Source organism: Streptomyces sp. NPDC005151 (genome assembly GCF_053599875.1).
The window spans coordinates 50087-62751 of record NZ_JBSFYR010000043.1; the positions used below are offsets into that span (position 1 = coordinate 50087).

Genomic DNA, 12665 nt, shown 5'->3' on the forward strand with positions numbered 1-12665 from the left:
GCTTTCCCGGGGGGCAACCCCCGGACCCCCGGCCGGAGGCGGCCGTGGTCGACGGAGCCGTCATCGGCGCCCTTCCTTCCGAATCCGGCGAACGTTGCTGTGCTTTCCCGGGGGGCAACCCCCGGACCCCCGGCCGGAGGCGGCCGTGGTCGACGGAGCCGTCATCGGCGCCCTTCCTTCCGAATCCGGCGAACGTTGAAGATCATCACTGGGATCACCAGCAGCAGCAGGAGTACGGCGATGGCGCTGCCGATCCCGAGATCCGCGTCCGTGCCGAACGAGGACCGGTACAGCTGCAGCGCCAGGACGTTCGCGTCGTCCAGGGAGGAGCCCGGCGCGATGATGAAGACCAGATCGAAGATCTTCAGCACATTGATCATCAGGGTGACCAGCACCACCGCCAGGACGGGCGCGAGCATCGGCACGGTGATCCGGCGGAACACCTGCCACTCGTTCGCCCCGTCCACCCGGGCCGCTTCGAGGAGTTCACGCGGCAGACCCGCAAGGCCCGCCGCGATCAGCACCATGGCGAAGCCCGCCCACATCCAGACGTAACTCCCGATGATCCCGGGCGTCACCAGGGACGGGCCGAGCCAGTCGACCCCGTTGTACGGCTCCCTGAAGTTCGATGCGGGAAGCCTGAGCAGGGCGCCTTCGGCGGAGGCGGGCAGGGTGAACGTACCGTCCGCGGCCGCCGTCGCCGAGCCGACCACCTTGCCGTCCTTGACCGCCTCGACCTTCAGCCCCTTGAGGCCGAGTTCCTTGGTGTCGACGACATTGGGCTTCCCGCCGCCGCCCTTGGTGAAGTCCAGCCACGCGGTGCCGGTGACCTTCCCGGACTCCGTCGGGGCTGCCTTCGCCGGCTTCGCGTCCGTCGGCATCTTCGCGGGCGCCACACCGACCAGCGGCAATCGCACGGGTACACCGGCCCGTACCGGCGCCTTCGTGACGAACGACCCGCCGCCGCCCGCCTTCAGCGGATGGACCGGCAGCGGATGCGCCTTCGGATAGCCGGCCGACTCCGCGAACGTGTCGTGCACGCCCACCCAGACGGCGTTGGCGACCCCCCGCTCCGGCGCCTGGTCGTACACCAGCCGGAAGATGATGCCCGCCGCCAGCATCGAGATCGCCATCGGCATGAAGACGATCAGCTTGAATGCCGTGCCCCAGCGGATCCGCTCGGTCAGCACCGCGAAGATCAGCCCCAGCGCGGTGGAGACCGTCGGCGCGAAGACGACCCAGATCGCGTTGTTCTTGACCGCTGTGCGGATGGTGTCGTCCGTGAACAGCGCCTTGTAGTTGTCGAGGCCGGCGAAGCCCGTACCCGCCTGGTCGAAGAACGACCGGTAGACGGAGTACACGATCGGATAGACCACGAGCGCACCGAGCAGCACCAGCGCGGGCAGCAGGAAGATCGTCGCGATGATCTTCCGGGTGCCGGTCACGCTCCGGCGCGGGCTTGTGGGATCAGGGCGCTCGGAGCGCTCGGGGGGACGCTTGTCGGCGGGGGGCACCGCGTCGGCGCCCCCCGCTGTCGCTGTCGTCATCCCGTCAGCTCTTGTACGCCTTGGCCGCGTCGGACTCCAGTTTCGCCTGGGTCCCCGCGATGTCCTTCGGGTTCTTCAGGAAGTCCTGGAGCGTCTTCCACTCGCCCTTCCCGGGCGTCCCGCCGAACGACTGCGGGGCCTGGTCGGACATGTCGAACCGGACGGCGTCACCGGCCGCGATCAGCGCCTTCGCCATGGTGCGCTGCACCTCGTTCGGATACGCGGCGGTGTCCAGGGACTTGTTCGGCGAGATGAACCCGCCCTGCTCGGCCCAGATCTTCGCGGCATCGGCCGAGGCCAGCCAGGTCAGCAGGGCCTGGGCACCCTTGCTGTCCTTCAGCGCCACTGCCGCGTCGCCACCCGTCACCACGGGCGACTCGGCGCCGACCGCCGGGAACGGGAACACCTTGGCGTCCGTACCGATCTTCGCCTTGGTCTGCGCGATGTTGACGCCGACGAAGTCGCCCTCGAAGACCATGGCGCCCTTCGGCTGGTCACCGCCGGTGAAGGTCTGGGTGACCGAGACCGGGAATTCCGTCTGCAGGGCACCGTCGGCGCCGCCCGCGATCAGGGACGGCTTGCCGAAGAGTTCGGCGAGCGTCGTCAGCGCGTCCTTGACGGACGGGTCAGTCCACTTGATCTTGTGCTGCGCCAGCTGGTCGTACTTCTCCGGGCCCGCCTGGGAGAGATACACGTTCTCGAACCAGTCGGTGAGCGTCCAGCCGTCCGCGCCGCCGACCGAGACCGGGGTGACACCCGAGGCGGAGACCGTCTCGGCCGTCGCCATGAAGTCCTTCCAGGTCTTCGGCTCACTCGCTCCCGCGTTCTCGAACGCCTTGGCGTTGTACCAGATCAGGGACTTGTTGGCGGCCTTGAAGTAGACGCCGTACTGGGTGCCGTCCACCGCGCCGAGGTCCTGCCAGACCTTCGCGTAGTTCTTCGCCAGCTGCGCCTTCGCGTCGGCGCCGACCGGCTTGGCCCACTTCTTCTCCACAGCCTGCTTGATCGCACCCACCTGCGGGATCATCGCGACGTCCGGCGGCTGGCCGCCCGCGATCTTCGTACCGAGGAAGTTGACGATCGGGTCCTGCGCCGGGACGAAGGTGACAGTGGCGCCCGTGCGCTTCTCGAACTCCTTGAGGACCTTGATGAAGTTGGCCTGCTCGGGCCCGGTCCAGACGGCCGCGACCGAGATCTTCTCGCCGTCCAGCTTGGGCAGTGCGACGGCCGAGGAGCTCGGCTCGTCACTGCCGGACCCTCCGCCCGTCTTTCCCTTTCCGCTGCCGCCGTCGTCGCCGCAGCCGGTGAGGGCCAGTGCGCCGACGGCAGTGAACACCATCGCGGCCCTGCGAATCCGAAGCGTTGTGCGCATCGCTGCCCCGTCTCTCCTGTGCGCGTGAACGGACGGGTGGGACCGCCGGTCGGTCGGCGGTGCCACTCGTCCATCAGGTCGTCCTGTGCGCACCAGTCCTACGCCCGGCGCACGGACGCCGCAATACCACTTTCAGCCCCAACTGATCGATTGTGATGGGCTCGTGACGTGAAGTCAGTCTTTTCGGATCGTCGGACGGGCTTGCGGATGAAGCCCGTCGAGGGGGTCCCTCCCATGCCCTTGAGGCCACGGGGGAGATCGAGGACGCACCGGCGGCCGGGGCGAGGACCCCTCAGGAGTGGTAGGGCGCGAGCGGAGCTATTCGCTCGGCGTTCACCGAACGGGCGGCCCGCTCCAGCGCGCTGGCCAGCAGCGCCAGGTCCGTCGGTCCGTTGCCCAGTTCCCGGACCGGGCGCCGGGTCGGCGGATCGCCCATCCGCTCCCACTCCAGCGGGACGACGGTGGGCCGCAGGGTCGCGGTGCGTGGAATGCGGCCCGTGACCCGGCCGCCCTGGAACGGCGTCACCCGCCCGTCCGGATGCCCCAGCCGACCGCGGCCGGGTGCCGGATCCTCCGGTGAGGGTGTGACGACGGGTGCGTCGAGCACCGCGCGCAGCCGCGCCCCACGGGCAAGCTCCGTGTCCTCCGTGCGGTCGGCGCGGGCAGACGTCGCGACCAGATGCACGCCCAGCCGGCCACCGTCCCTGGCGACGGACTCCAGCGCCCGTACGACCGAACCGGCGGCGGGCCGTCCCGGGCTGCCGAGCGCGGGGGCGACCAGGGCGTCGAAGTCGTCGACCAGCACGACGAGCCGGGGCAGCGGCGACGGACCGGGATCCGCGGACCGCGCGGCGGCGGGCCGCAGCCGGAGCGTGCCGCTCATCGCCGGGTCCAGGTCACCGCGCTGCTCGGCGGCGCCGGCGGCGCGTCGGCCGACCGTCTGCTGCGCCACGTCGTGCCGGGCATGCCAGTCGTTGAAGTCGAGCCGTCCGAGCAGCTCGGCCCGCCGCTTCAGCTCGCCACCCAGCGCCTGGGCGAACTCGCGCATTCTGACCGGATCGGAGGCGACCAAATGGGTGAACGCATGCGGGAGTTCCGCGCAGGGGTGCAGGCTTTCGCCGCGCTCACCACCGGCTCCGTCGACCAGCAGGATGCCGAGCCGGTCGGGCCGCGCGGCAGCGGCCAGCGAGGCGGCGACGGCTCGCAGCAACTCCGTACGTCCACTGCCGGCCGGGCCCTCGATGAGGAGGTGGGGCCCTTCATCGGCCAGATCGACACTGACCGCGCCCCGGGGCCCGGCCCCGAGAACGACGACGGGCCGCCCGGCGAAGGCGACGGCGGAGACGGGGGCGGGAGGGGGCGAGGTAGCGGCGCCGGGTGCGGCGGTGGCGGCCGTGGGCATGCCGGTGGCCGTTGCATGCTCCGCCCCGGGAACGGCACGGGAGCCGGCGAAGCCGCCGGACGCGCTGCCGTAACGGTGCGCACCGAGGCGGGGTGGGGGCGCGGCGGGGTGGGGCGTGCGGCCCGAGCCGGACGAGTCGGTGTCCGGGTACGGGGTGCGGCCGGAACCGCGGCTGTCGTTGCCCGGGTAGGGCGTACGTCCTGAGCCGCCGGGTGTGTCCGTCCCCGGGTAGGGGGTGCGGCCTGAGCCGGGGGTGTCCGTCCCCGGGTAGGGCGTGCGCCCGGAACCCTGGCTGTCCGTCCCCGGGTAGGGGGTGCGGCCTGAGCCGGGGGTGTCCGTCCCCGGGTAGGGGGTGCGGCCCGAACCGGCCGTTGAACGGCCCTCGTCGCGGCCGAACGCATGCCGTGACGTGCCTGCGTGCGTGTCGTTCGCCGAACCGGGGTACGGCGTGCGGCCGGACCCGGCGGATTCACTTCCCGGGTACGGCGTACGGCCGGAGCCCGACGGCTCGCTGCCGGGATATGCGGTGCGCCCCGACCCCGGTCCGTGGTCCTCATCGGACCCCTGGGCGCCGGCACCCGCCGGGCCCGGGACCGGCACCGTGCGCTGTGCCCCCACGCGAGGGCCCGCGCTGCCCGGGTATGTCGTACGGCCCGAACCGTGGACGTCCACGGCTGCCGCCTCCGGATCGCCGGCACTGCCGGAAACGGTCACGTCGGCACCGCCGCTCCAGCTCCCCGACCCACGCACCGTCGCCCCCGGCTGGGTCTCGGAGGTCGAGGCCCAGCGGGCCATCAGGGAGGCCGGGGTGGCTCTGGCCAGGCCCAGTTCGTCCAGCAGACGGGCGGACCGGGGGAGGGCTGCTGCCAGCGGCCGGCCGGGCGCCGTCGCCGGGCCCTCCGTACGCAGGGGTGCCAGCGCCCGCCCGAACCGCTCCGCCCACGCCGCCGACACCGCGTCCACCGCGGCCACCGTGCCGTGGCCCGCGGCCTGTCCGCCCGCCGTGCGCAGCAGCCGCAGTGCCGTCGCCACGTCGCCGCTCAGCATCGCCACCGCTCCGCACTCACGGAACGCGATCGACGCATGGCAGGCCGCCTCGTACGTCGCCGCGACAGGCGAGGTGGGCGACGCGGCCGGCGTCTCGGCCAGACAGATCAGATGGATCCCGGCTGCCGCACCCGCGGCGGCCAGCCGTGCCGTGGTCTCGCGCAGCACCGCGGATCCGGGGTCGCCGTCGACGATCACCACGGTGAACGGCCCCTCGTACCGCCGGGCGGTCTCGGCGACCGTGCTCCGGTCCACGCTGGCCCAGCAGGTTCCGAGCGGCCCGTCGTCCAGCCGGCGCACCAGCTCCGTCGTGCGCGCCGTCGCCTGCTCGCGGTCGTACGCGAGCAGGAGCCGGCAGTCCTGCCCGTGCATCGGCCGCAGATGGGGCAGCCAGCCGAGCCACGCCCACTCGCGCCTGCGCTCGTCGGCGCTGCGGGTGCGGTCCGTGCTGATGAGCACGATCTCCAGGTCGGCCGGGGAGTGCAGCGCGGCGAGCTGCGCCACCGTCGAGCGGGCGAGCCCGGCCAGCCGCTCCCGCGGACCGGCGAGCCCCAGCGAACCGGCCTCCCGAAGTCCCACGGTCACCGGCACTGCGGGCAGCTCCGCCCGGTCCGTGGTGCCGAGCCGGACCACGAGCGCCTCGGGGTGCTCGGCGTCGCGCTCCCACAGCCGGGGTCCGGGCCCGAGCGCGGTCAGCAGCACGGCCGCCGGGTCGGGCCATGTCCCCGCCGAGGACGAGCGCGGCCACGGCACGGACGCGAGCGGGCCCGGCAGGCTCACCGCCCCCGCCTCGTCGGGCGCCGCCTCGTGCAGCGGCTCGCCCTTGTTCCCCGCCAGCCGGCGCGCCCAGGCCCCTATCCCGCCGCGCCGGGGTGTCTCGTCGTCCGGGAATCGGCCGGACGCCCGCCGGGCGGTGCCCCGTACGCCCCCGTCGTCGGACCCGGCCGGTGCGCCGCCCGCGTACGCCACGGGTGCGGCGCCCGCGCTGTACGCATGACCGGTGGCGTGCCCGTCCGGTGACTCCGAGAGGTTTCCGCCCGCCGCCCGTGCGACCCGCAGATGCCCCTCGCCGTCCGGGGCAGTCGCCAGCGACGGCGTGGGCGAGCCCGGCGTCAGCCGGAGCGTCGATTCGCCGAGCCGCAGCAGCGCGCCCGGCCTCAGCCGGACCGGGCGGTCGCGGACCTCCGTACCGTCCAGCGAGGTGCCGTTCGTTGAGCCCAGGTCGGCGACCGAGACCGCGCCGTCCTCGGAGACCGTCACCGCGCAGTGCAGCCGGGACACATCGGGGTCGTCGAGCGGGACGTCCGCGTCGGCGGACCGGCCGATCAGTATCTGTCCGCCGTGCAGCAGATGGACGCCGCCCGCATCGGGCCCCGCGACCACGTGCAACTGCGCCGGAACGGCGTCGGCCGCCGTCTCGTCCTCCCCGGGGACCTGGAGCGAGAGCACCGCGCCGTCGACCAGTGGCGGCTCGCCGAGCGCGCACCGCTGCGCGTCGAGCCGGTCGCGGCCGGCGAACAGCACCACCGCTCCGCTGCCGAGCGAGCCGTCGGGCCCGGAGGCGGCGGCGGCCAGGTTAGAGGCCACGGTGGCGAGTGCCGTCCCCGCGGGGGCGGTGACGAGCACGTCGCAGGCGCGCGCCGGGGTCTGGCCGCTGCGCGGCGCGAGGACGGTCAGCCGGATCTGCATCGCCGTCAGCGGTCCCTTCTGCGCGGGGTGCCCGGCAGGGGAAACGCCCTGTGATTCCCCCCACCCGGCACGGACGCGTCGTCCGGTACAGGTCGTCACGTACCGCGAGGCTCCGACCCCACAGTTCCGTGCTGGAGGCATCCTCGCACCTGCCACTGACAACACGCCCGGGGGCCACCTCGAAGTGATCTTGAAAGGTCGGCTGTGGACCCAAAAGTGCCTGCTTGGGGTGGTACCCGGAGCCGCGCACAGAAGCCGGGCAACCGTCGGAAACCGGCCAGGCGCACGTTTGTGCGGCAACCATCTGTCCGGTGTGGGCGTCTTCTTTCGGACACGATGGCTCACACTTCGAGGTCGCGCACATAGGTGGGGTGGAGGAAGGAGCGGGGCGAGGGGCAAGGCGGGCAAGGCGGAGGAGGGAGGCGACGCGGAGCGTCGTCGACCGACGACAACGCCGCCAGGCGCCGCCCATCGACACGCGACGCCGCCCCACCTATGTGCGCGACCTCCTCGTCCACGACCGGAAGGTGACCGACCGGTGACCCGCTCGAAGCCCTCGGAGCGGCATTAGAGTGGGCCGGAAACTCCCGGGGCGGGCTCCGGGAGGCCGTAAGCACCACGATCAGCAGGGAGCGCATGACGTGCGGCCGGTAGGCAGCAAGTACCTGCTCGAAGAGCCGCTGGGACGCGGCGCGACGGGCACCGTCTGGCGCGCCCGCCAGCGGGAGACCGCAGGCTCCGAGGCGGCCGTCGCCGGCCAGCCCGGCGAGACCGTGGCAATCAAGGTCCTCAAGGAGGAGCTCGCCAACGACGCGGACGTGGTGATGCGGTTCCTGCGCGAGCGGTCCGTGCTGCTGCGGCTCACCCACGAGAACATCGTGCGGACCCGCGACCTGGTCGTCGAGGGCGATCTCCTCGCCCTCGTGATGGATCTGGTCGACGGTCCCGACCTGCACCGGTACCTCCGCGAGAACGGCCCGCTCACCCCGGTCGCCGCCTCGCTCCTCACCGCCCAGATCGCGGACGCGCTCGCCGCCAGCCACGCCGACGGTGTCGTCCACCGCGACCTGAAGCCGGCGAATGTCCTGCTGTCCGAGCGCGACGGCCAGATGCATCCGATGCTGACCGATTTCGGCATCGCGCGGCTCGCCGATTCCCCGGGCCTGACCCGGACCCATGAGTTCGTCGGCACGCCCGCCTATGTGGCGCCGGAGTCCGCCGAGGGCCGCCCGCAGACCTCCGCCGTCGACATCTACGGCGCCGGCATCCTGCTGTACGAGCTGGTCACCGGGCGCCCGCCGTTCTCCGGCGGCACGGCTCTCGAGGTCCTGCACCGGCACCTCAGTGAGGAGCCCCGCCGCCCCACCACCGTCCCGGCGCCGCTCTGGACGGTCATAGAGCGCTGCCTGAGCAAGGACCCGGACCGACGGCCCGGCGCGGAGAACCTGGCCCGCGGCCTGCGTACCGTCGCGGCCGGCATCGGTGTGCACGCCACCTCGGCGCAGATCGCGGCCGCCGACGGCGTGGGCGCCCTGCTCGCGCCCGACCCGGCGCCCGCAGCCGTGCCGGAGACCCCCGGCGCGGCCGACCCGACGCAGGTGCTGCCGAGCAATGCGGGTGCGTACGACCCGAACGCGGCGACCAGCGTCATGCAGCACTCACCCGGTCAGGGGTACGGACAGGGCCAGGGCGGGCACGCCGACCCGACCGCGGTCATGCCGCCCGTACCGCAGCGCCCCGACGGCCCGCCGCAGCCCGACGGCCCGCACCCGTGGCAGTCCCAGCTTCAGGCCGCCCGCGACCGCAACGAGCAGACGCAGGTTCAGTACCTCGACCCGAGCCAGGATCCGCTGCGCCGTCGGCCGCAGCGACAGCAGCCGCAGCAGGCTCCGCAGCACCGCCAGCAGTCGCCGCAGCACCAGCAGTACCCGCAGCAGCAGCGCCAGCAGTACCCGCAGCAGCAGCCTCAGCAGTACCCCCAGCGCCGCCAGCAACCGCAACACCCCCAGCAGCAGTACGCACCTCCGCAGCAGCCGGCGCCCCAGCAGCCGGCCCCGCGCCGGCCCCACGAGCCGAGGCAGCGCAGTGCCAACCCGATGAAGATCCCGGGTCTCGGCTGTCTCAAGGGCTGCCTCTTCACGGTGGTGTTGCTCTTCGTCGCGGGCTGGCTGATCTGGGAACTGACGCCGCTGCAGGACTGGATCGGGCAGGGGCAGAGCTACTGGCAGGCGATCGGCGACGCGGTCTCCTCCGTCACCGACTGGCTCTCGAAACTGGGCAGCAGCAGTGGCGGCTGACAGGGCCCGCATCACCAACTTCGTAGCTTTGTCGACTTCTGCGGAGCGATTTCGTCCGCAGAAGTGAAGGTTGGCGCCATCCAGGGCACGTAACACCCCGATCGCCGCGTAACTTTGTCGACCGGGGGTCCAACGCCAGCCGCTGAGGGAGCAGTCTTGGCACGGAATATCGGCAGCCGGTACACCGCCCACCAGATCCTGGGGCGCGGCAGCGCCGGCACGGTGTGGCTCGGCGAGGGTCCTGAGGGCCCCGTCGCCATCAAGCTGCTCCGCGAGGACCTCGCGTCCGATCAGGAGCTGGTCGGACGCTTCGTCCAGGAGCGCACCGCGCTGCTGGGGCTCGACCACCCGCACATCGTCGGCGTCCACGACCTCGTCGTGGACGGCAACGACCTGGCGCTGGTCATGAACCTGGTACGCGGTACGGATCTGCGCACCCGCCTCGACCGCGAGCGCCGCCTCGCTCCCGAGGCAGCGGTCGCGATCATCGCGGACGTCGCCGACGGCCTCGCGGCCGCGCACGCCGCCGGAGTGGTCCACCGCGACGTCAAGCCGGAGAACATCCTGCTCGACATGGAGGGACCGCTCGGCCCCGGCGGCTCGCACCCCGCGCTGCTCACCGACTTCGGCGTGGCCAAGCTCATCGACACCCCGCGCCGCACCAAGGCAACGAAGATCATCGGTACGCCGGACTATCTGGCCCCCGAGATCGTCGAGGGCCTCCCGCCGCGCGCCGCCGTCGACATCTACGCCCTCGCGACGGTGCTGTACGAGCTCCTCGCGGGCTTCACGCCCTTCGGCGGCGGCCACCCCGGCGCGGTGCTGCGCCGCCACGTCACGGAGACCGTGGTCCCGCTTCCCGGCATCCCCGAGGAGCTCTGGCAGCTCCTGGTGCAGTGCCTGGCCAAGGCCCCGGCCTCCCGGCTGCGCGCCTCCGAGCTCGCTGCGCGTCTGCGCGAGCAGCTCCCGCACCTGGCCGGCATCCCGCCCCTGGACGTCGACGAGCCGGACGCCGAACCGGAACCACAGCCCTACGACGAGCAGCAGTACACCCCGGCCCCCGACGAACCCCGCCGTCGTGGCGCGGTCCCGCTGGTCCCCGGCGCCTCCCCGGACTCCAACCGGGACACCCACACCAGCATGCGCGTCCCGGGCCCCGACGAGCTCTCCGGCGGCCCCCGGGGCACCGCCCGGGCCCCCCGCGCCCCGGGCCAGCCCCGTCCGGGCTCGGCGCGGAACAAGTCGGCGGCCATCCGCAAGCGCCGCATCACGCTGGGCGCGGTGGCGCTGGTGCTGTGCGCGGCCCTGGGTGTGGTCGGCCGGCTGGCCCTCGGCGGCAATGATGCGGACGCGACCCCGCAGGACACGAAGAACTCGGTGCCGGCGGCTCCGTAACCGCGCCGCGACCGCACGGATCCCCGCGGAATGGACGGCCCGGGGATCGTCCGAGCCGACAGCCGTTACGCTGGACCCGTGGCAGTCGTCGATATTTCCGAAGAGCTGAAGTCCCTCTCCTCGACCATGGGGTCGATCGAGGCCGTCCTGGACCTCGAAGCGCTGAGGGCGGACATTGCCGCGCTCGAGGAGCAGGCGGCGGCGCCGTCCCTCTGGGACGACCCGGAGGCGGCGCAGAAGATCACCAGCAAGCTTTCGCACCTCCAGGCAGAGGTCCGCAAGACCGAGACCCTCCGCGGCCGTATCGACGATCTTGAGGTTCTCTTCGAGCTCGCCGAGGACGAGGGCGACGCTGACGCCCTCGCCGAGGCCGAGAGGGAGCTGGAGTCCGTCAAGAAGGCGCTCGACGAGATGGAGGTCCGTACCCTCCTCTCCGGCGAGTACGACTCCCGTGAGGCGCTGGTCAACATCCGTGCCGAGGCCGGTGGCGTCGACGCCGCCGACTTCGCCGAGAAGCTCCAGCGCATGTACATCCGCTGGGCCGAGCGGCACGGGTACAAGACCGAGGTCTACGAGACGTCGTACGCGGAAGAGGCCGGCATCAAGTCGACCACCTTCGCCGTCCAGGTCCCGTACGCCTACGGCACGCTCTCCGTCGAGCAGGGCACCCACCGGCTCGTCCGGATCTCGCCCTTCGACAACCAGGGCCGCCGCCAGACGTCCTTCGCGGGCGTCGAGGTGCTGCCGGTCGTCGAGCAGACCGACCACATCGAGATCGACGAGTCCGAGCTCCGCGTCGACGTGTACCGCTCCTCCGGTCCCGGTGGCCAGGGCGTCAACACGACCGACTCCGCGGTGCGCCTGACCCACCTGGCGACCGGCATCGTCGTCTCCTGCCAGAACGAGCGCTCGCAGATCCAGAACAAGGCATCCGCGATGAACGTCCTCCAGGCGAAGCTCCTTGAGCGCCGCCGCCAGGAGGAACAGGCCAAGATGGACGCGCTCAAGGGCGACGGCGGCAACTCCTGGGGCAACCAGATGCGTTCGTACGTCCTGCACCCGTACCAGATGGTCAAGGACCTGCGCACGGAGTTCGAGATCGGCAACCCCGAAGCGGTCTTCAACGGCGAGATCGACGGGTTCCTGGAGGCGGGCATCCGCTGGCGCAAGCAGCGGGAGAAGTAGCCGGGCCCAGCAGCCTGTTGCTGTGATTTTTACGGCGGTGCCGGAACCCCCACGGGTTTCCGGCACCGCCGTTTTCGTCGGGGGCGGGTACGAGGCGGCCACCGAAAGGGAGTTGGGGTTCCGAGTTACGCAGGTGCCGTGGTGAGTGCGTCACAGTCGTGATTCTGAATGACGATCAACTGCCACCAAACCGGTGCACATTGCACGGAACGGCCTTGACGTAGTCCTTAACTGTGGACAGGGTGCTAGGGCAGCATGCGTATGTCTGGGACGGGTGTGAACGGGGACGGGCGGCATGACCACGGTTCCATGTGGCGCTGTTCGGAGCAAACCCCGCAGAGCCGGGGCCCGCATATGGCTGCTCCACTGACGAGAACAGCTACTGGGGGTAGCAGCAGATGACCAAGAAGACGCGAGTACGCGTCGCGCGGATTGCCGCGGGTGCGGTGATTGCCGCGGGCGCCTCGCTCACCGCTGCCGGTGCGGCGTCGGCCGTCGGTATCGGTATCGGGATCGGCGTGGACGCCGGTGAGGCCTCCGTCAACGCCGGCGAGGCCGGCGGTGGTAACGGCGGGGAACCTGGTGGCGTCGACCAGGGCGGCACCACCAACCAAGGTGGTGACCCGGGTGGTGCGGGTGACCCGGGTGGTGCGGGTGACCCGGGTGGTGCGGGTGACCCGGGTGGTGCGGGTGACCCGGGTGGTGCGGGTGACCCGGGTGGTGCGGGTGAC

6 protein-coding genes and 1 pseudogene are annotated in these 12665 nt (G+C 72.1%); 4 read left to right on the forward strand and 3 right to left on the reverse strand.

The window, feature by feature from the left end; translation table 11 throughout:
- Positions 1 to 161: 161 nt before the first annotated feature.
- The 3 genes from ACWD6R_RS22765 to ACWD6R_RS22775 form a co-directional block, all read right to left on the reverse strand.
- A complete protein-coding gene (locus tag ACWD6R_RS22765; RefSeq protein WP_451820360.1) occupies positions 162 to 1547 on the reverse strand; it encodes a carbohydrate ABC transporter permease in 1386 nt (461 codons plus the stop codon).
- Positions 1548 to 1551: 4 nt separating this feature from the next.
- On the reverse strand, positions 1552 to 2919 hold the full coding sequence (locus ACWD6R_RS22770; RefSeq protein WP_451820361.1) for an ABC transporter substrate-binding protein: 1368 nt from the start codon (positions 2917 to 2919) through the stop codon (positions 1552 to 1554).
- A 292-nt stretch (positions 2920 to 3211) separates the two neighbouring features.
- Positions 3212 to 7057, reverse strand: coding sequence for an FHA domain-containing protein (locus ACWD6R_RS22775; RefSeq protein ID WP_451820362.1), 3846 nt, complete (start codon positions 7055 to 7057; stop codon positions 3212 to 3214).
- Between the two features lie 641 nt (positions 7058 to 7698).
- Here ACWD6R_RS22775 and ACWD6R_RS22780 point away from each other — a divergent pair.
- The 4 genes and pseudogenes from ACWD6R_RS22780 to ACWD6R_RS22795 form a co-directional block, all read left to right on the forward strand.
- Positions 7699 to 9354 (forward strand): serine/threonine-protein kinase, encoded by a 1656-nt coding sequence (locus ACWD6R_RS22780; protein ID WP_451820363.1) that lies wholly within the window; start codon positions 7699 to 7701, stop codon positions 9352 to 9354.
- A 156-nt stretch (positions 9355 to 9510) separates the two neighbouring features.
- Entirely contained in the window at positions 9511 to 10749 is a 1239-nt protein-coding gene (locus ACWD6R_RS22785) for a serine/threonine-protein kinase (RefSeq protein ID WP_451820364.1), read from the forward strand.
- 78 nt (positions 10750 to 10827) lie between these two features.
- Positions 10828 to 11934 (forward strand): peptide chain release factor 2, encoded by a 1107-nt coding sequence (gene prfB, locus ACWD6R_RS22790; RefSeq protein ID WP_451820365.1) that lies wholly within the window; start codon positions 10828 to 10830, stop codon positions 11932 to 11934.
- A 398-nt stretch (positions 11935 to 12332) separates the two neighbouring features.
- Positions 12333 to 12665, forward strand: a pseudogene (locus ACWD6R_RS22795) (hypothetical protein); the annotation flags it as partial.